Source organism: Lactococcus sp. LG1074 (assembly GCF_017309525.1).
GTDB classification, from domain to species: domain Bacteria; phylum Bacillota; class Bacilli; order Lactobacillales; family Streptococcaceae; genus Lactococcus; species Lactococcus petauri.
Map to the genome: position 1 here is coordinate 211088 of NZ_CP071293.1, position 22755 is coordinate 233842.

At 42.0% G+C, this 22755-nt stretch carries 18 protein-coding genes; 16 read left to right on the plus strand and 2 right to left on the minus strand.

The annotated features are described in order from the left end of the window. Window positions 1–5: 5 nt before the first annotated feature. From J0J36_RS01065 to era, 13 genes are all read left to right on the plus strand, one after another. Entirely contained in the window at window positions 6–1067 is a 1062-nt protein-coding gene (locus J0J36_RS01065; protein ID WP_153924382.1) for an ABC transporter ATP-binding protein, read from the plus strand. Then, window positions 1067–2002: an ABC transporter ATP-binding protein gene (locus J0J36_RS01070; protein ID WP_003133824.1), complete on the plus strand. Its 936-nt coding sequence runs from the start codon at window positions 1067–1069 to the stop codon at window positions 2000–2002. The genes J0J36_RS01065 and J0J36_RS01070 overlap by 1 nt, the downstream gene beginning before the upstream one ends. 152 nt (window positions 2003–2154) lie before the next feature. Next, entirely contained in the window at window positions 2155–2598 is a 444-nt protein-coding gene (locus J0J36_RS01075) for a divergent PAP2 family protein (RefSeq protein WP_003133825.1), read from the plus strand. Window positions 2599–2705: 107 nt separating this feature from the next. After that, window positions 2706–4277 carry a peptide chain release factor 3 gene (locus J0J36_RS01080; protein ID WP_003133826.1) on the plus strand — a complete coding sequence of 524 codons (1572 nt, stop codon included), beginning with the start codon at window positions 2706–2708 and terminating at the stop codon, window positions 4275–4277. A gap of 166 nt (window positions 4278–4443) precedes the next feature. Then, window positions 4444–7038, plus strand: coding sequence for an LTA synthase family protein (locus J0J36_RS01085; RefSeq protein WP_242520625.1), 2595 nt, complete (start codon window positions 4444–4446; stop codon window positions 7036–7038). A 221-nt stretch (window positions 7039–7259) separates the two neighbouring features. Then, window positions 7260–8879: a DEAD/DEAH box helicase gene (locus tag J0J36_RS01090; RefSeq protein ID WP_019291400.1), complete on the plus strand. Its 1620-nt coding sequence runs from the start codon at window positions 7260–7262 to the stop codon at window positions 8877–8879. A gap of 727 nt (window positions 8880–9606) precedes the next feature. Beyond that, the gene (locus tag J0J36_RS01095; protein ID WP_206886733.1) at window positions 9607–10752 is read left to right on the plus strand and encodes a signal peptidase I; all 1146 of its coding nucleotides are present in this window, start codon (window positions 9607–9609) and stop codon (window positions 10750–10752) included. Next, window positions 10727–11791: a hypothetical protein gene (locus J0J36_RS01100; protein WP_019335969.1), complete on the plus strand. Its 1065-nt coding sequence runs from the start codon at window positions 10727–10729 to the stop codon at window positions 11789–11791. Before J0J36_RS01095 ends, J0J36_RS01100 begins: the two co-directional genes overlap by 26 nt. 101 nt (window positions 11792–11892) lie before the next feature. After that, window positions 11893–12984 carry a hypothetical protein gene (locus J0J36_RS01105; protein ID WP_019335968.1) on the plus strand — a complete coding sequence of 364 codons (1092 nt, stop codon included), beginning with the start codon at window positions 11893–11895 and terminating at the stop codon, window positions 12982–12984. A gap of 49 nt (window positions 12985–13033) precedes the next feature. Next, on the plus strand, window positions 13034–15679 hold the full coding sequence (locus J0J36_RS01110) for a Cna B-type domain-containing protein (RefSeq protein WP_242520626.1): 2646 nt from the start codon (window positions 13034–13036) through the stop codon (window positions 15677–15679). Next, window positions 15598–15882 (plus strand): Cna B-type domain-containing protein, encoded by a 285-nt coding sequence (locus J0J36_RS10455; protein WP_242520627.1) that lies wholly within the window; start codon window positions 15598–15600, stop codon window positions 15880–15882. Before J0J36_RS01110 ends, J0J36_RS10455 begins: the two co-directional genes overlap by 82 nt. 288 nt (window positions 15883–16170) lie before the next feature. Then, window positions 16171–16272 (plus strand): putative holin-like toxin, encoded by a 102-nt coding sequence (locus tag J0J36_RS10700; protein ID WP_080569884.1) that lies wholly within the window; start codon window positions 16171–16173, stop codon window positions 16270–16272. A gap of 215 nt (window positions 16273–16487) precedes the next feature. Continuing rightward, window positions 16488–17399, plus strand: coding sequence for a GTPase Era (gene era, locus J0J36_RS01120; RefSeq protein WP_019291394.1), 912 nt, complete (start codon window positions 16488–16490; stop codon window positions 17397–17399). Between the two features lie 31 nt (window positions 17400–17430). Here the strand turns inward: era and J0J36_RS01125 are convergent, their stop codons facing one another. Continuing rightward, complete coding sequence (locus tag J0J36_RS01125) at window positions 17431–18729, minus strand: PTS sugar transporter subunit IIC (protein ID WP_019335966.1); 1299 nt, start codon at window positions 18727–18729, stop codon at window positions 17431–17433. A 2-nt stretch (window positions 18730–18731) separates the two neighbouring features. Continuing rightward, a complete protein-coding gene (locus J0J36_RS01130) occupies window positions 18732–19529 on the minus strand; it encodes a tyrosine-protein phosphatase (RefSeq protein WP_019291392.1) in 798 nt (265 codons plus the stop codon). A 225-nt stretch (window positions 19530–19754) separates the two neighbouring features. Between J0J36_RS01130 and J0J36_RS01135 the strand changes: the two genes are divergently transcribed. The 3 genes from J0J36_RS01135 (at window position 19755) to recA (ending at window position 22749) form a co-directional block, all read left to right on the plus strand. Next, window positions 19755–20495: a MurR/RpiR family transcriptional regulator gene (locus J0J36_RS01135; protein ID WP_019335965.1), complete on the plus strand. Its 741-nt coding sequence runs from the start codon at window positions 19755–19757 to the stop codon at window positions 20493–20495. A gap of 177 nt (window positions 20496–20672) precedes the next feature. Beyond that, window positions 20673–21497 (plus strand): DNA-formamidopyrimidine glycosylase, encoded by an 825-nt coding sequence (mutM, locus tag J0J36_RS01140; RefSeq protein ID WP_019291390.1) that lies wholly within the window; start codon window positions 20673–20675, stop codon window positions 21495–21497. Window positions 21498–21597: 100 nt separating this feature from the next. Continuing rightward, complete coding sequence (gene recA / locus J0J36_RS01145; RefSeq protein WP_019291389.1) at window positions 21598–22749, plus strand: recombinase RecA; 1152 nt, start codon at window positions 21598–21600, stop codon at window positions 22747–22749. Window positions 22750–22755: the final 6 nt, after the last annotated feature.

Genomic DNA, 22755 nt, shown 5'->3' on the forward strand with positions numbered 1-22755 from the left:
GTAAAATGACTGAAAAAGAAGAAAAAGTACTTGAAGTAAAAAATCTGCATGTTCATTTCAAAACATATGCTGGGAAGGTCAAAGCCATCCGTGATGTTTCGTTTGATTTGAAAAAAGGGGAAACCTTAGCTATCGTTGGTGAATCAGGTTCTGGTAAATCTGTCACTACGAAAACGCTTATGGGCCTCAATGCAGCAAATGCCGAAATCCCTCAAGGAGAGATTCTCTTTAAAGGGCGTAATCTCTTAGACATCAAAGAAGAAGATTGGCAAAAGATTCGCGGTAATGAAATCTCGATGATTTTCCAAGATCCGATGACTTCGCTTGATCCAACCATGCGTATTGGTAACCAAATTGCTGAGCCATTGATCAAGCACAGAGGAATGAAGAAGAAAGAAGCTTTAGTAAAAGCTTTGGAATTGATGAAGGCTGTAGGGATTCCCCAAAGTGAGCAGCACATTAATGACTATCCACACCAATGGTCGGGAGGGATGCGCCAACGTGCAGTTATTGCCATCGCGCTTGCAGCTGATCCAGAAATTCTTATCGCAGATGAACCAACGACAGCTTTGGACGTTACTATTCAAGCGCAAATCATGCAAATGATGTCAGAGCTTCAACAGCGTATCGAATCATCAATTATCTTTATCACCCATGATTTGGGTGTAGTGGCTGGTTTTGCTGATCGTGTGGCCGTGATGTATGCAGGCGAGATTGTGGAGTATGGAACAGTAGAAGAAATCTTCTATAATCCACAACATCCTTATACATGGGGACTTCTCGATTCTATGCCAACGGTGGATACTGATGCTGAACGTTTGGTTTCCATTCCAGGGACACCTCCAGACTTACTCAATCCCCCTAAAGGCGATGCTTTTGCCTTGCGTAACCAACACGCTCTCGAAATCGACTTTGAAGAAGAACCACCTTATTTTGAAGTGTCACCAACACATCAAGTAAAATCATGGCTCTTAGATGAACGCTCACCAAAAGTTCTGCCATCTGAAAATATCCAACAACGCTGGACCCGTTGGGAAAAAATGAAAATGAAGGGAAATGCTGAATAATGACTGAAGAAAGAAAAAAACTTGTCGAATTCAAAGGTGTTGACCTGGTTTTCAACAAAGGAAAAAAGAATGTTAATAAAGCCATTAATGACGTTTCCTTTCATATCTATGAGGGAGAAACCTTTGGCCTTGTAGGTGAATCTGGTTCAGGTAAAACAACAATCGGCCGTGCAATCATGAAGCTTTACGACATCAATAAAGGAGAAATCCACTTTAATGGCAATGATGTCAGCAAGATTAAAGGTGCTGAGTTGAAAAAATTCCGTGAAAAAGTACAAATGATTTTCCAAGACCCCCAAGCCTCATTGAATGGCAGAATGCGGGTCAAAGACATTATTGCTGAAGGTATTGATGTCAATGGGTTGGCTAAGAATAACGAAGACCGTACAGAAAAGGTCAAAGAACTTCTTAAACTCGTTGGTCTTAACCAAGACCACATGACACGTTATCCTCATGAGTTTTCAGGTGGTCAACGTCAACGTATCGGTATCGCCCGTGCCTTAGCGGTAAATCCTAAATTTATCGTGGCTGATGAGCCAATCTCAGCTTTGGATGTCTCTATTCAGGCACAGGTTGTTAACTTGATGCGTGATATTCAGGAAAAAGAAGGCTTGACTTATCTGTTCATCGCCCATGATTTATCTATGGTAAAATACATCTCTGACCGAATCGGAGTGATGCACTGGGGTAAAATTCTGGAAATCGGAACATCTGATCAGGTTTACAATAATGCTTTACACCCTTATACGCAATCTTTGTTGAGTGCCATTCCTGCGCCGGATCCTATCTCAGAGCGTAGCCGTGTCCCACAAGCTTATGATCCAACAACAGAGTTGGATGGTCAGCTTCGTGAATTGCGTGAGATTACGCCAGGACACTTTGTTCTTTCGACAGAAGAAGAAGCCGAAGAATACAGAAAAATTGCAATGGTATAAAAATAACTGCACCTTGAAAGGTGTAGTTTTTTTATCAACCCCAGAAAAGCATCTGGGGACTATTTTATTATTGAATTTACCTTAAATGGTATAAAATGAAGTTAAGGTAATTCACAGTATTTTTATAAATGAAAGAGGAAAGAGGAAGGATGATGAACTTTTTTACTGAAATTATAAGTAACCAAATTTTAATCACGGCCATCGTGGGATGGTTTGCTGCACAAATCATCAAAATTATTGTCGATATCTTTCGCTACCGTAAACTGGATTGGCGATTGCTTTTTGCGACAGGCGGTATGCCGAGCTCGCACAGTGCTTTAGTGGTTTCTATGACAACAGCGACAGGTCTTTCGCAAGGTTTTGACTCCGCTGTATTTGCTGTTGCTACTGTTTTTGCATTCGTCGTGATGTATGATGCGCAAGGAATAAGGCGTCAAGCAGGGACACATGCTTATATTTTAAATATCATTATCAAAACAATCGAAAACCCTAAGATAAATGCAGAAAAAGCCTTGAAAGAACTTCTAGGTCATACACCTTTTCAAGTCTTGGGTGGAGCAATTTTAGGAATTATTGTGGCCCTTTTAATGAATTAAAGAGATAACAAACCTCCTAAAAGCCGTATAGCAATTGATAAAGAACAGTTTCCCTGTTTTTTTGCTATAATAATAAGGCATATATTTTGATAAGAATAGGTTAAAAAATGAATAGAGCAGAAGAAATAAAAAAACGCCGTACCTTTGCCATCATCAGTCACCCGGATGCTGGTAAAACAACAATAACAGAACAACTCCTTAAGTTTGGTGGAGCAATCCGTGAGGCCGGAACGGTCAAAGCACGTAAAACAGGAAATTTTGCAAAATCGGACTGGATGGACATTGAAAAAGAACGTGGAATTTCCGTGACTTCATCAGTTATGCAGTTTGATTATGCTGGCAAGCGCGTGAATATCTTGGATACACCAGGGCACGAGGACTTCTCTGAGGATACCTACCGTACTTTGATGGCCGTTGATGCTGCGGTCATGGTTATTGATAGCGCCAAAGGTATCGAGGCCCAAACCAAAAAACTTTTCCAAGTTGTAAAACGCCGTGGCATTCCTGTATTTACCTTTATTAATAAATTGGACCGTGATGGTCGTGAACCGCTAGACTTACTGAGCGAATTAGAAGATATTTTGGGTATCGCTTCTGTGCCTATGAACTGGCCAATCGGTATGGGGAAAAACTTCCAAGGGCTCTATGACTTTTATAACAAACGTATCGAAGTTTATCAACCTGAAAATGGCGAGCGCTTCATTGAGTTTGGGGAAAATGGTGAAATTGATGCCAGCCATCCACTGACAAGTAATCCTTTCTATGCGCAAGCTATGGAAGATGCCGAGCTCTTACTTGATGCCGGGAATGAATTTGACGAAAAAGAAGTGCTTGCTGGTCAGTTGACACCTGTCTTCTTTGGTTCGGCCTTGACAGACTTTGGGGTCGAAACCTTCTTGGATACTTTCTTAACTTATGCGCCAGAGCCAAATGGACATAAGACTGTTGAGGATGAAATTATCGATCCATTACGTGAAGAATTCTCTGGTTTTGTCTTTAAGATTCAAGCCAACATGGATATTCGTCACCGCGACCGTATTGCCTTTGTGCGGATTGTGTCGGGTGAATTTGAGCGAGGAATGGGCGTAAAACTCCTTCGGACAGGGAAACAAGTCAAACTTTCAAATGTGACTCAGTTTATGGCAGAATCTCGTGAAAATGTCGAAAATGCGGTAGCAGGTGACATCATTGGGGTTTACGATACAGGAACTTACCAGGTTGGTGACACGCTGACCACAGGTAAACTTAAAACACCTTTTGAACCACTACCAACTTTTACACCAGAACTCTTTATGCGCGTGACTGCTAAAAATGTCATGAAGCAAAAATCATTCCAAAAAGGGATTGAGCAGTTGGTGCAAGAAGGGGCGATACAGCTCTACAAAACCTATACGACAGGGGAAATCATGCTTGGTGCGGTTGGTCAACTGCAATTTGAAGTTTTCAAACACCGGATGGAGAATGAGTACAATTCAGAAATTATCATGACACCAATGGGCAGCAAAACAGTCCGCTGGATTAAACCCGAAGATTTAGATGAAAAAATGTCGTCAAGCCGTAATATCTTAGCACGAGATCGCTTCGATCATCCACTCTTCCTTTTTGAAAATGACTTTGCCATGCGATGGTTTAAAGATAAATACCCTGATGTGGAGTTGATGGAGCAATTTTCTGTTTAATATTCTGACAAATTACTTGAAAAGTCCCTAATGGACTTTTTTTATTTTAAAGATGAGTATTTCCCAAAATTATATCAGAGGAGAAAGTTCAGTGTTAGTCTTTTTATAAGAAAAAGGCTTGTATATCAGTGGTTTTTAAGTTGTTTAATATGCTATAATGAAACTTATGCAAAAGTATAGTAATATAATAAAAAAGAACAGAATATTGCAAATAATTTCGATAATTTTCTTATTTATAGGCTTATCCAGTGTAAACTTTGCTAATGTTTTACCTGAGGAGGTAACTTACTCAACCCCAGTTACTTTTTTACTTTTAGCCTATCGTATTGTTGGATTTTTCGGTCTTGCTTATCTGGCGCTTGTTTTTGTAAAGAATAAAGATATCTGGATGATGCAAGTCACGAGACGTTCGAGGAGAAAAAACAAGCTATTGGACTGGAAAAAGATTCTTGCCGTTCCTTGTATTTTAATTGCGTATTATCTTTTTCATCTTTCGATGATTCTGGTTGAGAATATAAATAATGCAGCTTTTAGCATAGATTATATTTCCTTAAATTTGAATCTTCTTGTCGAGCGGTACTTTCCATTAGCTTTTGTGATTCTTTTAGCTATCGGACTGGTCACACATATACCTGACAGTAAGAAATTACAAAAAGTCTCCAATATTGCGGCAGATATTAAAGTCGAGCATTTTTATATGGCTTTACTGACGAGTGTGGCTTTTCTTGATAATATGACACGACGCTTAGTTTGGAACACAGGCTTCGGACCAGTAAATTCTGCAGGGAATCTACGCTTGGTTTATGTCGCAAATAATATCGTAGGACGTGATGACTTTTTACGTCTTTTCGGAAATTTTCTTTTTGCCTTTATTGGTATTTGTATTCTAAGCTATTTTATTGTTAAAGGGATTCAAGCGTTTAAAGCCAACAAAGTGAACTTTTCATTGGCTTTGACAAGCAGTTTACTTTTGGCTATGGTATTCAACTATTTTATCCAAGCATCAATGAAAGTTGAATCAGGACCTATGTTCTATGGTTACGTTGTTGCAGGGATGAGCCTCTTCCAAATCTTAGTTTTAACTTTGATTTTTATGGCTATCTATTTACTACTTAATCGTTACATGATTGCTACAGCAGTTATTATCCTTATCTTTGGAAGTTTCACTGTCGGAAATGCAATAAAATTTTCTGAACGACAAGAACCTGTCTATGTTTCAGAACTTTCATGGTTAATGAATCTTAAGTCTTTGCTCTCTTTCGTTGATTTAAAATTGGTAGCTGTAGCTGCGGCAATACTTTTAGTTCTTGCAGCTCTTGTCATTTTATTAAGCCGAAAATTTTTCAAGGGTAAGATAATGTCTTGGAAAGAAAGAGGATTGACAGCGGTTATTCTTATCGTTCTTGCTTTCCCTTTGGTTCAAAACTTCCGAAATTTTACTTCGCCAGATAAACAGATAAATGTGCCGGTATTAACACAATATATTAAAGTTTCAAATGGAGATATTTTATGGAAAGGCTCACCAAATATTGCGCGTGCCAAGTCCCTTTCCTATGTTTGGGTGAAGCAAATATTTGGTAAAGCGATGGATGAGCCAGAAGGTTACAGTCAAGCCAAAATACAAGAGATTGTTGAAAAGTATAGCGATGAAGCGGAGAAAATCAACAAAAATCGCTCCTCGCACATCACGGATCAAACGGTTATTTATCTTTTAAGTGAATCCTTATCAAATCCCAACCGTGTCCAAGGCGCAACTTTATCAGAAAATCCGTTGAAAAATATTGATGAAATTAAGGCAAATGCAACCGGTGGTTTGATGTATTCAAATGGATTTGCTGGTGGAACTGCCAATATGGAAGCACAAACTTTAAGTGGACTTCCGAAAGTTAATTTTTCAAGTAATATTTCTACGATTAATTCTGATGTTTTTCCAAGTATGCTGTTTATTCCTTCTATTTCGAATTACTTCCCAAATAAGATTGCGCTTCATCCAGAAAATGCAACCAATTATAATCGTAATTCAATCTATAGTAAACTTGGTTTCGATCATTTCTATGCGCTCTCGGGCACAGACAAAGCTGATTTATTAACTAACCAAGAAACACTCGATGGCAAGGTTTCAGATGCTCAAACTTATAGAGATGTTTTAGAGAAAATTGATCCCTCTAAATCACAATTCTTTAGTGTTTTGACCATGCAAAACCATATGCCATATACGAGCTATTCTGGCTCCTCTACTATCACAGCTTCAGGCGAAGGTTATTCCGAAGCGCAAAATAAACTTCTGGAGAATTATGTTCGTAAGATTTCTGATACAGATAATGCAACCAAAGAATTCTTGACAGAACTTGAGAAGATTGATAAAAAAATTACTCTGGTTTTCTATGGCGACCACTTGTCAAATGTCTTTCCTTCTGACTATGCTGGCTTCAAAGAGGATCCACTAAATGCTTATAAGACAGATTACTTTATCTGGACTAATAAAGGAAACACTACCAATAAACAAGTGGACTTAAGTTCAGCAACCTTTACGCCAGCTTTATTTGAAGCAACAGGCTCCAAAGTTTCACCTTACTATGCTCTCTTGTCAGATGTGATGTGGGAAGTTCCGGCAGCCTATAACTCGCCTCTATCTTCAACAGTAACCTTGACAGAAGAGCAAAGCAAACGTATGGAAGATTTGAAGTTGGTACAATATGACTTAACCTCTGGTAAACATTATTTGAAAGAAGATTCTCCTTTCTTCAAATTGGAAAAATAAAAAGTGCTTCAAGGAGTGCTTTTTTATTGGTTCTTTTGATGCTAAAAAAAATTTTAAAAAAAATAAAAAAGGTAAGCATTTACATCTTTAAAAGTATGATATAATAGTCAAGTTATATATTCAGGCGAGTTAAGACAAAGATTTTTTCGCCTGTAACTGAGCTTTCGAGCTTGGTCGTCATATTTGCCAGTGGCAAATTTAGAAAATTATAGGTGAAACAATTGAAATTCAACGAACTCGGCCTTTCAGAAGGCATTGTCGAGACGCTTACAGCTATCGGTTATGAGCAACCAACGCCAATCCAAGAGCAAACGATTCAACTCGCGCTCTCAGGACGTGACGTTCTTGGACAAGCTCAAACAGGTACTGGTAAAACAGCCGCTTTTGGCCTTCCAACAATCGAAAAAATTAATCCAGAAAATAAAGCGATTCAAGCTCTTGTAATCGCCCCAACACGTGAACTTGCAGTTCAAGGACAAGAAGAACTTTTCCGTTTTGGTAAATCTAAAGGGCTTAAAGTCCGCACTGTTTTTGGTGGTTCAAGCATCGAAAAACAAATCAAAGCTTTGCGTTCAGGTGCCCATATCGTTGTCGGCACACCGGGACGTATGGTTGACTTGCTTAAACGTAAAGCACTTGACCTTTCACACCTTGAAACATTGATTCTTGATGAAGCAGATGAAATGCTTAATATGGGTTTCCTTGATGATATTGAATTCATCATTGGTAAAACACCAGCAGAACGTCAAACTTTACTCTTCTCAGCAACTATGCCAAATGACATCAAAAAAATCGGTGTCAAATTCATGAAAAACCCAGAGCATATCAAAGTTGCAGCTAAAGAAATGACAGCTGACCGTATTGATCAATACTTTATCAAAACAAAAGAATTTGAAAAATTCGATGTTTTGACACGCTTGCTTGATGTGGAACGTCCAGAACTCGCTATTGTCTTTGGACGTACAAAACGTCGTGTGGATGAAATCACACGTGGTTTGAAATTACGTGGTTATCGTGCTGAAGGTATTCACGGTGACTTGGACCAAAACAAACGTTTACGCGTTTTACGCGATTTCAAAGGTGGCCACTTGGATATCTTGGTTGCTACTGACGTTGCAGCCCGTGGACTTGACATCTCAGGTGTAACCCACGTTTACAACTACGACATTACCCAAGACCAAGAAAGCTATGTTCACCGTATCGGTCGTACAGGTCGTGCCGGTAAGTCAGGTCGTTCTGTAACCTTTGTTAGTTACAATGAAATGGGTTATCTCCGTGCCATTGAAAAATTGACCAAGAAAGAAATGAAGGGCATGCGTCCACCAACAAAAGAAGATGCTTATCAAGCCAGTCTTTCTGTTGCCATGGATGAAATCAAACGTGACCTCCAAGACGGTAGCCTTAAAGGCAAGTTGACAAAATTTGATGCTGATGCAGAACAACTCATGGCAGAATACGATGTCAAAGAATTGGTTGCTATGCTTATCCAAAGCCGTGTGAAAGACCCTGACACAATGCCAGAAGTCCAAATCACAGCAGAACGCCCATTGCCATTTAATGGTGAAGGCAAAGGCTTCAAGGGCAAAGGTAAAGGCGGCAACAAAGGTGGCGGCCGTTATGGACGTGATCGTAACAACAACCGCGGTGGCCGTGGTGGCGATCGTGATGGCAAGGGCGGTTACCGTGGCAAAGGCGGCGACCGTGACCGCGACGACAAGAAACGCAACTGGCGTGATCGTGACGATAAAAAACGGGACTACTACAAAAAAGACCGTAAACCAAAAACACAAGGTAGCGAAAAACAAGCTGGCTTCGTAATGCGTAATCGCGGCGATAAATAAATAGAAAAAACGCTCAAAACGGCATTTGAATAGCTGTCTTGAGCGTTTTTTTTTAGAACGAATATGAAAAAAGGAAAAGTAAAGCAGTATTTGAGGATATGTCATGACAATGTTATAATAATGTCATAGCCAAGTGAGATTGATCCCTCGCTTGTCTTGTAAGTCTGTTTAACTGGAACAAATAGCGTGCCCTTCACACAATCCAAGACATGGGAGGTTAACACTATGAGGGAAAGGAAAGCATGGGATGCTTGTTATCTATGTTGCTCTTGCGATATCGATAGTTCTTAGGGCTTGGGGTCGTTTCAAAATTGACTCATCAATAGCTGATAGAATTAAAAAAACGTCTCGCAGGAGACGTTAAAGACAAGAGTTCCAAGACTTACGCTGGGAGCTACGGCAATAGCTCTCAGCTTTTATTTTAGTATATCAAAACGCGTAAATAAAGTCAATAAGAGTAGCTACAACTGTGGCAGAGAGAATATTCCCAACTCATAGGGAAGTATCCAAAAACAAAAACGCAAATTTATGAGAGCCAACAAAGGCTCTCATTTTTTTTTTTTTCATAATCCTCACATATCTTTTTTATTTTCAATATTAATTTTATATAATTGTTATGTAACTAAAATGTAACTATATAAATATTAGAAATGTTATATATATACATCTGTAACTCAAAATTTATATAAAGAGAGAAATCATACTTTGGATAGAAAGGAGGAAAGGAATGGACAAGACACCCTACCCGCTCGATACGCTGAAAAGTTGGGATCTGAGTGGTGGCGGCAAGTTTACCTTGGATGCTCTTGAATTTTCACCGGACATCCAAGACCTTCTCGATGAAGTGGAACTCATCCTCTCAGCCAGCGAAGCACGGCTGAAGGATGCCCCATCAGAATCAGCCCCATCAGAATCAGCCCCATCAGAATCAGCCCCATCAGAATCAGCCCCATCAGAATCAGCCCCATCAGAAATCTTGCGCAACAAAAGTCCAGCAGTTGTGCCCGACAGCAACGACATAGTTAAGGAGCAACCACCTACAGCTGTAGCTGTGGGAAAGGATGTGCTACATACTGATCCCCAAAAGCCTTACCATTGTTATACCGCCTTTCCTCAAGAGGCAAGGCGTTATCCGACACTGGTCGTCAGTCAGATGACGGTATCGCCGGCGGCGCGCTCGGAGTTTTATCATCGGCACAGTCCACAGCTGGCTTTTGAGGATTATGGCAGTAACCACCCAGCAAAGCCCAAATCAAAAGGCGCTAGCCTTGTGAGCAATGCTTTTTTCTACCTTATCATCATCGTGCTTTTGGTCTTTGTCGAATCACGCTTAATCTTGCAGGATGAAGCCAGTAAGCCCATCAATATAGGTGGTTTTTCGCCCATGACTGTATTGTCTAACTCTATGCGCAGCGTTTATCCACGAAATACCTTCCTCCTGACTCGACAGGTGGATGCTAATACACTGGATATCGGTGATGATATTACCTTTATCACCGAGTCCGATCGAGTGGTGACCCACCGTATCACAGGCATCGAGGAAAATCATCTGCGGACCCGTGAGCGAGGTTTCACGACTAAGAGGACGGACAACCAGCGTGAAGATGCCGATATGGTCCATGCCAGCAACATCATCGGGCAGGTTATCTTTTCCAGCTATCCGCTGGGGCGCGCCATTCACTTTATCCGAAACAATCTGATTGTTTCAGTTATCGTCATGTTAATTGCTACCTTGTTGCTCCATGAGATTATCAACTATATCCTTTTGGCATTGAAACAGCGGAAGTTGAAAAAGAAAAAAGGGGGACGGCAAACGCGCGATGTGACAGAAAGCGAGGTGCGGACATATGAAACAGCGCACGAAGTTTTTTGAGAAATGGGCTTTGCAAAAGTGCACTCTAGCTGTCAAAGCCTGCCCAAAAAGCTTGCGCTTTCTGTGGCATTACAAGAAAAGGCATATCATTTTCGTCCTTCTTCTGACAACATTAAGTCTTAGCGTGAGTGGCACCTTTGCCTTTACCAACTTCGGACAACGTGTGCTGGGTATAACTTTTCATCAAGCACCGCCCGGTGCACGCTTGCATGATGACTTTGAGGGTTTTGGTCATCTGACCAATGGGTCAGGTAGAGTAAACAAAGATATCTATGTGGAGAACTTCTCCTCAAGAAAAATCTTGGCTCGAGTGCTTCTGAGCGAGTACATGGAGCGTGGACAGGGCGCGGGCGAGCTGACAGGCAATCAAGCGAGGCCACTGGAAGGTGCAGGTTTAGAGCAAGCCCAGCTTACTGATCACAGCTCTTGGGCGGTTGTTAAACCTGAGCGCGCGAGCAACTCTACGATGGCGGACTTTGTCACGCTCTATCTGGGCGATGACAATAGTCGTCCGAAAATCTTCATGCCGACCTTTAACCAAAACAATCACAGTGCCGAGTCCAATACCACAGGAGACGGGCGTGAAGGGCAGACAGGAGGATTCAACACTGACTTAGGGATACCGATGCCCGGCACGCACGATCAGTGGAGCGAGGGACAAAAGCATACGTCTGACTTACGCACTTGGGACAAGGCAGCAGAAGTAGAGGTGGTGATACCTGATGTGACCCACGTGGCACAGGCAACGGTCCAGTCCGACTTTGGCGGCTACATGACCCTGCAGGAATGGCAGAGCACAGGTAAGCCGACTGGCAACTTCTGGGTGCATGATGATAACGGTTGGCTTTACTGGGCGACATGGTTGCCCCAGCGCACAGCGACCAGTCTTCTACTGGATGCTCTAGAGGTGGACTTTGACAACAAAGACACCTACTACGGGCTTTATGCCGAGTCCGACTTGGCAACATCCGAGGATGTGGGCGACTGGACAGGAGTTTCGCCCTCAGCGCAAACGCTCCTCGACAAAATCATCAACTAAAGAAAAAGACAACTAAAGGAGGATACTATCACACCGAAAAATACCGTCTCTATAAAGTTTCAACACTCAAAAAATAAAAAAAGAAAAGGAATTATGATTTTATGAAAGATAGAACCAAAAAACTCCTCAAGATTGGTGGCCTTGCTGCGGCGCTTGCCCTGATCGGTGGAACTTTCGCCTTTACCAACTTCGGACAGCGTGTCCTCAATATCACGGAAGACACCAACCGTCCAGAATATGGGGCGCGTGTCCATGACTACTTCCAAGATGATGAAGCGGCATCCAACAAGGACGTTTTCGTCGAGAACTTTGGTACGGAGCCTGTCTTCGTACGTGTCAAACTTACAGAGCTCTTTATGCGTAATGGTCTCCCTGTCGATGAGAATGGTAATGTAATCAATGCCGAATCAACCACAGACATTGACCCGGAAGACCCAGACACATGGCCAGTCTTCATCCCTGCTTATGACTCCTCTTTAACCCAGGGGGATACAGAGCACTTTGCGGCGCTTGGTCACCGTACTATGCAAGATAACCCGTTGCATTTTATGGATAATTATTTCCACTTGCAGCTGGGACAGTCAACACCACGTGGTGACAATCGTCCGTGGTACATGCCAACCTTTAACTTCAATCCAAATAGCGATGAAACTGCGGCTTCCGGACGTGCACAGGATTTATCTTTAACTGTTCCTGGCATCACACATCCCGGTGACGGAACAGACGGCTATTGGTCTGGAGGAGACACAGCATTTGCCCTTCCAGCAATGATAGGTGCCCCTCACAATCACTCGGAAGAAGAGCATACAGCAGCACAAGTCTTGGAGCAAGACCGCGCCCCAATTCCTTTTGACCAATGGGTTGGGCTTGAGGCGGAAGACAGAGTTGGGAACTTCTGGGTGTTTGACCGAGCTACAGGCTGGGCTTACTGGGCAGACTTCTTAGACGGAGCGACGCCGGGGAGCGCTGCCGGCGGTCAGGCGACAAGCTTTTTGGTAGACAATAAAGTGCGACAACCTGGTCTTGGAGACATCGATATGGACTGGACTTATAAACTCCATGTTATCGGAGGTTTCGCAGCCGCTACACCAGATGGGATAACAGACTTCGCTGAAGAAGACACTCAGAATAATATTTCTGTAAGTAATATGGGAACTATCTTAGAAGAGATTTATATGCATCACCATGATTAGACTAAAATTATTTTAACCCACAACATCACTAAAGAAAGGAGGACAGGTTTTGAGTAAATTCCAGCAGATTTTTCGCGGACTGGTAGCTAAACGCCCTGTCCTCTTTTCGCTACTTTGTTTGTTATTACTTGCCACAGGGATAACAGGAACCTGGGCTTGGAGCAGCGGCAGACAAAGCGCCATCAATGATGGACAGGTACAGACCGCCAAGCGTACCGTCCAGCTACTCAAGCTGGAGCGAGATACAGCAGGAAACACAACCAACATCCCTGTCCCCGGCGCCGACTTTGCCCTCTATGAAATCACTCAGCAAGACCCCGAAGTTTATGAGCAGGTGGGTACGGTTAGGACCACCGATGCAGACGGGCGGATAAGTGTTGCCTTGCCACCAGGGCGGTATTTCTTCCGTGAAGTCCGTCTGCCTTATGGCTTTGCGCCCGATAAGGATCAGCAAGGACAGGAGCTAAAGCGCTACGACTTCACAGTTGAGCCCAGCACGCCCAACGGCTCTACGGTCGTGACCGCCTACAACCGCCGGCTCTCAGGCGACCTCATCATCGAAAAGACACTGAAAAACGACGACGGGCGCGAGCTTTCCGAGCTGCAAGGCGCGCAAAAGTTTGAATTTCGCGTGACCTTCTCTGATGGGGGCACGTACAGCTACCAGATCAATGGCGAGGGCGAGGAACATCAGCTGGCTTCAGGAGAGACATTGAAGCTCCGCCACGGACAGCGTGCGGTCTTTAGCGCTCTGCCTGTCGGCCTACATTATGAGGTGGAGGAAGTTGGCTTCCAGCATGGGCAAGCCCATAATACCTCGGGTAATATCAACCATGAAGCACCGTCTGTCGTAGCTTTTACCAACTTTGGTAAGACACGCACGCTTGATATTAAGAAAGAAGTGATAAACTTTGACGGCTCTGAGGTGACCGAAGAACAAAAGCTACTGGAGTTTGAATTTACCATCCAACTTCCTGATGTGCCAGAAGATGCTAGCTTTCGCTATACCACAAACCGCTACCAAATCGACGATGATCCGGAGAATGACGACGACATTCGTGAAGGCAAGCTTGCGCATGGCGACACGATAAAGCTCCGTCATGGCGAGATTCTCATTATCCATGACTTGCCCATCGGCATATCCTATAAGGTTATTGAGTCAGTTAGGACGGACTTTGTCTCTGAGACGGAGTATATCCGTGGGGAGATAGTAGCAGATACAGCGGGGAACCGCCATCTCTTCCGCAATATCTATCAGCCCGAGGGTCAGTTGCCAAGCTTTACAGCACTTGCCTTTACCAAGTTCCTCTACTCGGATGATTCTGCCGACCTCAAAGAATACTTTGAGTTTGAGGTGATACTTGAACCTCATGAAGGGCGGACTTTCCAGTATAGGATTGTGGAAGGCGATAAAGAAGGGGACTTAATCGACTTCGTCTCAGGCGATATCATTCGCTTGCGCCACGGTCAGAAAGCCCTCTTTCAGGATTTACCACCGGGCTTGACCTACAGGTTGCGAGAAATTTCCACCGACTCTTATATCGAAGCCCTACAAGAAATCAAGGGGCACACGGTCAATGTGCCCAAGGAAGAGCAAGCCAATAAGGCGCATAAGACGGAAAAGACAGTAGAGATGGAAACTAATGATGATGCGGATGACTCTGACGACTCTGATGAAGTTCCTGCTGATAATAACGACTTGCATGTCGTGCGTTTTCCCAACTACCGTATCCCGTCCGAGCGCGCCAAGTTGATTTTGCAAAAGCTTGTCGAAGGTGTGGGTTATGACGCAGGCCATGAGTTTGTGTTTGACCTCTATATCAATGATGTGAAAGACCGGGAGATTCGCCTGCGCAGTGGTGAGAGTTCTGTACCTATCGAGCTGGAGCTGGGCGACCGTTGGCGAGTGGTCGAGCATGACAGCTTTGATGCGGGCTTCAGCCAGCAGAGCATTGAGTATGGCACAGGAAGCGTGGAGGATGAACATCGCAATCGTAATATCTATGTCCGCCAGACTAACCGCTATCTCCGCTCAAACATTTCCCTTTCAGGACAAAAGACTTGGGAAAAACCTGACAGTGTGCAAGTGCCTGAGCAAATCACAGTACAGCTCCTGCAAGATGATATGGTCGTCCGTCAGACCGATGTGACCGGTCCGGACTGGACTTACCGCTTCGAAAATTTGTCCAAGTTTGACGATGCGGGCGAGGAGATAGACTATCGTATTCGCGAAGTGCCAATCTCTGGCTGGCAAACCAAAACTAAGGCGGGGTCTATCGATCTGCATAACACATGGATACCGCCAGTTAAGGCGCAGTTAGAGATTGAAAAACGCCTGATAGGCGATCCTGCACCACAGGACGAACGCTTCAGCTTTATCATGAATCCGGGTGGGCAGACGGTGCATATCACCAATAGCGGGCGCGTTTCTTTTCCTCAGGTTTCTTTGGACCGAGCGGGAACTTTTGAGTTTACGGTACATGAAAAACGTGGAAATACTTTAGGCTGGACCTATGACAATGCAGAGTATACCTGGCATGTACAAGTGGAGCAAGCTCTAGATGGCAAGCTGAGCTCAGTCAAGCGAACGACTGGCAGGCGATTTTCCAAGATGTGCCACGCTTTGATGCAGACGGCAAGGAGATTGTCTATCAGGTTAAAGAGCTGGCTGTCAATGGCTATGAGACAAAGATAAGCGGCGATGCACGGAAGGGTTTTACCATTCGCAACACTTATGTGGGAATGAAGCAACCGCCAAGCCAAGCGCCTCCAGCAGACAAACCACGAACCACGGAGCGCTTGCCAGATGTTGGCGATACGCTGGCAGTTGGTGCGGTACTTCTAGGACTTATCTTCCTACGGGTTGCTTACCAACTCTATAAGAGGAGCAACAGCTAAAAATAAAAAATGGAGCAAGTGAGGACTTGATCCGTTTTTTAATGGTGTGCCAAATATGGCTTACTGACTGCCAAGTTTTTAGAGCGGTAAAATTCCGAGGAGAAAGGTTTTGCAGGGCTTCCCGAGGGGAATAGAAGCACAAGTGAGAAGGAGAAGCGCTCTTTTTAAGGCGCAACGTCTATGCTATAATGAAGCTGAGAGAGTTTTAAGCGGTTGGCTTAGTATAGAAAGAGGGGTCATGCCGATGATACAGGGCAATTCCCTATCAAACTAGAAAGGCTAGATTTTTTGAGTATTTCCAACAGCTTAAGCTTGATGCTCGCCTTTGCGGGCTTCATCCTGATGCTGCTCCATCTCATTATCGAGATAATAAAGAATACAAAAAAATAGACCGCTAACTTTTGGACAGTTCGGTCTATTTTTTGACTAACTAATGCCAACCGTCTTAAGCGGTCTCATTGGAGCTTGTTAGTAGCAAGCTCCTTTTCTTATTTTTATTATAGCATGAGCTATACTTAATATCAAGGCACTGAAAACTTTCTCTTTTCCCTCAAGAAAATATAGAAGAGGGAGAATATAAGACTAAAATATGGTAGAATAGCATTATGACAAATAATACTTTTAAATCAGGATTTGTAGCCATTTTAGGCCGTCCCAATGTTGGAAAATCAACATTTTTAAATCATGTGATGGGCCAAAAGATAGCGATTATGAGCGACAAGCCACAAACGACACGGAATAAAATTCAAGGGATTTATACGACAGATAAGGAACAAATTATCTTTATCGATACACCGGGTATCCATAAACCGCATAATGCCTTGGGCGATTTTATGGTGCAATCTGCCTATTCTACGCTTCGTGAGTGTGACATGGTCCTTTTCATGGTTGCTGCTGACGAGCCGCGCTCGACTGGTGAAAACATGATTATTGAACGCCTGAAAACTGCAGATGTCCCTGTTATTTTGGTTGTTAACAAGATTGATAAAGTTCACCCAGATGCACTTTTTGAAACTGTTTCAGACTATACTTCACAGATGGATTTTGCGGAAGTTGTGCCAATTTCGGCGCTACAAGGCAATAACACAGAACGTTTACTCGGAACATTGAGCAACAAGCTCGAAGAAGGCCCACAATACTTCCCAGAAGATATGGTGACAGACCATCCAGAACGCTTTTTAGTTAGTGAAATGATTCGTGAAAAAATCTTGCTTTTGACACGTGAAGAAGTGCCGCATAGCATTGCAGTAACAACAGATTCGATGAAACGTGACGAAGAAACAGGTAAAATTCATATCATGGCAACTATCATTGTTGAACGTAAGAGCCAAAAAGGAATAATCCTCGGTAAAGGCGGCGATATGATTCGTAAGATTGGGAAATTGGCCCGCCGTGATATTGAACTAATGCTGGGTGATAAAGTTTATCTTGAAACATGGGTCAAGATTAAAAATGACTGGCGCGACCGTAAGATGGATTTATCTGACTTTGGTTACAAGAAAGAAGATTATATGTAAAAGTTGGCTCGTTTGAGCTGCTTTTTTATTTTTAGGATTTATTTTCCCCTTGGAATATAGTTTTCTCGTCTTCCAGATAAGAAAGATCTTGTGATTTCATAAAAGGAATATAGATGAGTATGCAAAGGATTAACTGTATCAGCTGTGCTACAATCCCTTGCCAGCCATTTGTTAAGAAACCTCCAAAAATAATAGGAAAACCTGAGGGAAGATTGACACCGTTTTGATAAGGAAGAAATCCGATGATTGTTAATAGCCATGCGGAAAATACAGAGACAGCAGGTGTTAGCATGAGTGGAATGAGCATACGGACATTCATGATTTGGGGCAGTCCGAATTTTACTGGTTCAGATATTCCAAACATGGAGGGGATAAGCGCAAGCTTACCTACTGATTTGAGCTGTTCCGACTTACACTTGAAAATGGCGAGTAGGGCAACAGCAAAGCTTCGAGCACCGCGGTTGTTTAAAATAAAACCAGTAGTGAATAAAAAAGGAAGTGCTTGTCCGGCGCTGTAAGCTTCAAGGTTTGCCATCTGAGGTTGCTGGTAAACCATCATCAGGACAGGATACACAGCCAGTACGCCATGAATACCAAAGAACCAGATTAATTCGATAAAGGCAACGATAAACATGACTGCAAATATATTTGAGCCGAGAGAAAGAAGCGGTTTTTGCAGCAGTGTATTGATTAAATTAATCATATTACCTTGTGAGGTAAGCGAAACGAGGAGGAAGATTCCGCCCACTATAGCAGCCACCAGAACGCCAGGAACAATAGATTCAAAAGTTTTTTGAACCACTAAAGGTACGGATTCGGGCATCTTGATGGTTAATTTTTTATCAATGAAGAAAATGTAGAGTCGTGTTCCGACTAGTCCACCAATCATGGCAACGAATATTCCGGCAGAGCCAAGGTCTACAAGATTTAAAAATTGTGTCTTGTCCTCGACAGACAAGTTGCTTAGGATAAAGAAGGACATTAAGCCAACCAATGTCGCATTGAGCGGCTCGTGTTTGAGATTTGTTGCTAGTTTATAAGAAATCAATATAGCCACGTAAACAGCGACAATACTAATAGTCATAGCATTAATCTGCTCAAAAAACTTTGTCAAACCGATATTCTGGAAAAAGGGTTTGATTCCCCAAAAATCAATCGCATTGAGCAGTGAAGCAAGAGAACTAATCATCATAATGGGCATCATCCCCATCATTGCTTCAGAAATCGTCCGCATGTATAAATTAGTGGACATTTTTCCTGCGGTTGATGCAAGAACATGTTTGATTTTTTCAAATTTTTTTTGATTCATTTTCTTCATAACGTTACCCATTTTTAAAATTCCTCACGACTTTCTAAATATCTTTCTTTAAGATACTGAATTTGACTTTCTGTGATTGAAAGTTCTTTTTTTACGTAATTTTCAATGCTTTGATACTGCTCTTCGATGTAGTTTAGAGCTGTGCCAAGAAATCTTGTGTCTGCCTTTTTGAAATAACTCATCGCTTTCACCAGAGAAAGATTGCCTGTTTCTTCTCTAATTTTTTTTAGACTTTGCTGGTTTTTGTCTTTTTTATAGAGATTCGTTAAGAGGTAGTCTCTGAGAATGTCCTTTTTCTCGACACCAAGTAGACCTTGCAAAAGAGCGACACCATATCCTGTACGGTCTTTTCCCCCGCGGCAATGTTGAACGATTATTCCATTCTCAGGGCTTGTATAAATCTCTATCATGCTTTTATAAACTGCCTTACAGCAGGGATCAGTTACAAAAGTACGGTTTTGCTCAATCATTAAAAACTTAATCAAGTCAGGGGTTAATGTACTTTGGTCCTCCATATCAATTTCCCCAAATTCTGCCGAAGCTAAGGCTGCGATATCAGCGACAGGAGTAAGATAAAAAGTTTGTTTTTGTCCAAAGTCTTTATTTTCGTTGCCTTGACGTTCTTCGGAGCTCCGATAGTCGATGACCGTTTTTATATGTAGTTGTTCCAGCTTTTGTTTATCTTTTTCTGTCAAATGACTGAATTCATCTGAACGGTACAAAAGTCCTTTTTTAAGTTTCCTCCCATCTCTTGTGTCATAGCCTCCAAAGTCTCGGAAGTTATAAAGCTGCTCCAAGTGAAGATTATCCATTCCTTCTTGCCCCTTTCTCTTTATACTTACAGTATAAAAAAATTTGAACACATAATATAGAGCATTTCTTAAGGTTGACAAGTTTTCCCAAACTTTTGGGATTTGTCTTAGATTTTTTTTGGAGGAGGAGTTCCGTAAGCAGTAAAACGAATTTTTTGTTAGACTATAGTAAATGTCGAAACAGTTAAAATGGGGAAATTCAGAAATAAGCTTGATTGGAGGAAAATGATATTGGCAAGGTTAGAAGAAATTATTGGACCCTATTTGAACGATTTGTCTGACAACGAAAAGCAGACTTATCAGGCTTTGCTTGAACATCGGGCGGATATTCCTAAGCTTAGTCTAACTCAGATGGCAGAACGCATCTATACATCCAAGTCTTCTCTTTTACGCTTTATTCAAAAATTAGGGTTTAAGGGAGTATCTGATTTTAAGTATTCGCTTGATTGGTCTTTGCCTCATGAGGAAAGGGAGGAGATTGATTGTGACTTTTCCCAGACTATGGTAAGTTTGGAAACAATGCTCACAAAAAATTTACTGATAGACTTTAAAAGTTTGATAAATGCTTCTTCAACTATTTATTTATGCGCTTCTTCGGAGAGCCAGTATATTTTGATGGAACTCTTTTCTTATTTATTATTAAAAAAAGGCTACCCCTCCTCGCGAATTCGTATTTCTTATGCTTCTGAACTTACAATTACTGTTTTTGAGCGACTTTCCAGCCAATCCTTGGTAATTTTCTTCTCAGCAAATGCCAAGTCATCAGCTATTCGCAATGCCTTGCATAATTTTAAAAAACGAGAAATTCCAACAATTTTAATTACTGAGCAGTCCAATGAATGGTTAGAAAAAGAGGTGAAATTGCTTCTGGCTATGGACTTTCTCTGTCATCTCTCAGAGATTTCCCGTTTTCGTCTGGGATTAAGCAGTCTTTTTATTAATTATCTTATTGAAAAATCTTTATAAGAAAAAATTTATGTTATATCGAAAAAACCAATATAATCTATTGATTTTAATAAGGAAATAGACTATAATATTGATAGGTTCAATATTTGATGGGTGGGAAGAGCTCCGGCTTTTGCATGAGTGTGCTGTACTCTCCATTTATTAGACCCAATAATTAGGATAGGATGCTGCAAACAGATGCCAGAGTTACCAGAAGTCGAAAATGTACGCCAAGGCTTGGAAAAGCTGGTGAGAAATAAAAAAATATTGGAGATTGAAAGTTCATATCCACGAATGGTTTTAACAGGATTTGAGGAGTTAAAAAAAGAACTTGAAGGTCAAGTCATCAAAGATATCCAGCGCCGTGGCAAGTACTTGCTTTTTGATTTTGGGCAGTGGACCTTGATTTCCCATTTACGTATGGAGGGGAAATACCGGGTGGAACCGCTGGAGTTTGTCAAGCAAAAGCACGATCATCTCTTTGTCAAGTTTTCAGATGCGACACTTGTTTATGCTGATGTCCGCAAGTTTGGCACTTGGGAATTATTGAAAAGTCAGGATGTTGAACGTTATTTCCTTTCGAAAAAGATTGGCCCCGAGCCAAGCTTTGAAACCTTTGATGAGAAGATTTTTGCTGAAAAACTAAAGAAATCGAAAAAGAAGATAAAACCTTATCTTTTAGACCAGACTTTAGTTGCTGGGCTAGGAAACATCTATGTTGATGAGGTACTTTGGCGCTCACAAGTGCATCCTGAAATGCTTGCTTCAGCCTTGAGCGATGTTCAAATTCACCGCATTCATGATTATACGATTGAAGTCCTCCAAACGGCAGTTGAACGTGGGGGATCCAGCATTCGGACGTATAAAAATGCGATGGGTAAAGAAGGAAGTATGCAGGAGTTACTTATGGTTTATGGCAAGCAAGGACAGCTTTGTTCACATTGCCAGCAAGCAGTGATTGAAAAGATAAAGGTCGCAGGTCGTGGATCACATTTTTGCCCATATTGTCAAAAAGTAGAGTGAAAACTTCAATTTTTTACGTACTAAAATATGCGGTGCAATCAGTTTCAAACAAAATTAAAAATGCTATAATATAAAGAGCAAGAGATTAACGGAGAAAATAATGGCTACAAAGAAAAAGAAAAAATTAGAAGATATCACAAAAAAATATGGTGCAGAACGTGAAAAAGCCTTAAAAGATGCGCTTGATCTCATCGAAAAGGATTTTGGTAAAGGTTCTTTGATGCGTTTGGGTGAAGCAGCAAGTCAAAAAGTTCAAGTCACAAGCTCAGGAAGTTTGGCTTTGGATATTGCACTTGGTGCCGGTGGTTATCCTAAAGGTCGTATCATCGAAATCTACGGTCCAGAAAGTTCTGGTAAGACTACGGTTGCGCTACATGCGGTTGCTCAAGTGCAAGCTGAAGGTGGTATTGCTGCCTTTATCGATGCGGAGCACGCTTTGGATCCCGTCTATGCTGCAGCGATTGGTGTCGACATTGACCAACTTCTTTTGTCACAACCTGACTATGGTGAGCAAGGCTTGCAAATTGCTGAGAAATTGATTGAATCTGGTGCAGTGGACCTTGTTGTTGTCGACTCTGTTGCTGCTTTGACACCACGTGCCGAAATTGACGGTGAAATCGGAGATTCGACAGTTGGTTTGCAAGCACGTATGATGAGTCAAGCCATGCGTAAGCTTGCTGCAGGCATCAACAAAACAAAAACAACGGCGATTTTTATCAACCAATTGCGTGAAAAAGTCGGTGTTATGTTTGGTAGCCCAGAAACAACGCCTGGTGGTCGTGCTTTGAAATTCTATGCTTCTGTACGTTTAGACGTTCGTGGTAGCACAAAAATCGAAGAAGGCTCTGGTGACAACAAAACAGCCATTGGTAAGTTGACGAAGATTAAAGTTGTTAAAAACAAAGTTGCGCCACCATTTAAAGTTGCTTTAGTAGATATCATGTTTGGTGAAGGTATTTCTAAAACAGGTGAACTCTTAACAATTGCCGTTGAAGAAGGCATTGTGAAGAAAGCAGGTGCTTGGTTCTCCTATAATGACGAAAAGATCGGTCAAGGTGCGGAGAAAGCGAAAGCCTTCCTTAAAGATAATCCTGAAATTTTCAATGAAATCGACCGTAAAGTACGTCAAAATCACGGTTTGATTGAAAGTGATGAAGAAAATGAAAAAGAAGATGCTAAACCAGCAAAAGCAGATGAAAAAGTAAAGGTTGAAGCAGCTGGAGTAGAAGAAATCGAGCTTGAATTAGAATAAATAAAA

Bases quoted from the DNA above. Each gene is read 5' to 3' on its own strand.
- J0J36_RS01100 (WP_019335969.1), top strand. From the start codon at position 10,727: ATGAAACAGCGCACGAAGTTTTTTGAGAAATGGGCTTTGCAAAAGTGC.
- J0J36_RS01070 (WP_003133824.1), top strand. From the start codon at position 1,067: ATGACTGAAGAAAGAAAAAAACTTGTCGAATTCAAAGGTGTTGACCTG.
- J0J36_RS01125 (WP_019335966.1), bottom strand. From the start codon at position 18,729: ATGGGTAACGTTATGAAGAAAATGAATCAAAAAAAATTTGAAAAAATC.
- J0J36_RS01075 (WP_003133825.1), top strand. From the start codon at position 2,155: ATGAACTTTTTTACTGAAATTATAAGTAACCAAATTTTAATCACGGCC.
- J0J36_RS01130 (WP_019291392.1), bottom strand. From the start codon at position 19,529: ATGGATAATCTTCACTTGGAGCAGCTTTATAACTTCCGAGACTTTGGA.
- recA (WP_019291389.1), top strand. From the start codon at position 21,598: ATGGCTACAAAGAAAAAGAAAAAATTAGAAGATATCACAAAAAAATAT.
- J0J36_RS01135 (WP_019335965.1), top strand. From the start codon at position 19,755: ATGATATTGGCAAGGTTAGAAGAAATTATTGGACCCTATTTGAACGAT.
- J0J36_RS01095 (WP_206886733.1), top strand. From the start codon at position 9,607: ATGGACAAGACACCCTACCCGCTCGATACGCTGAAAAGTTGGGATCTG.
- J0J36_RS01105 (WP_019335968.1), top strand. From the start codon at position 11,893: ATGAAAGATAGAACCAAAAAACTCCTCAAGATTGGTGGCCTTGCTGCG.
- era (WP_019291394.1), top strand. From the start codon at position 16,488: ATGACAAATAATACTTTTAAATCAGGATTTGTAGCCATTTTAGGCCGT.
- J0J36_RS01080 (WP_003133826.1), top strand. From the start codon at position 2,706: ATGAATAGAGCAGAAGAAATAAAAAAACGCCGTACCTTTGCCATCATC.
- J0J36_RS01085 (WP_242520625.1), top strand. From the start codon at position 4,444: ATGCAAAAGTATAGTAATATAATAAAAAAGAACAGAATATTGCAAATA.
- J0J36_RS01065 (WP_153924382.1), top strand. From the start codon at position 6: ATGACTGAAAAAGAAGAAAAAGTACTTGAAGTAAAAAATCTGCATGTT.
- mutM (WP_019291390.1), top strand. From the start codon at position 20,673: ATGCCAGAGTTACCAGAAGTCGAAAATGTACGCCAAGGCTTGGAAAAG.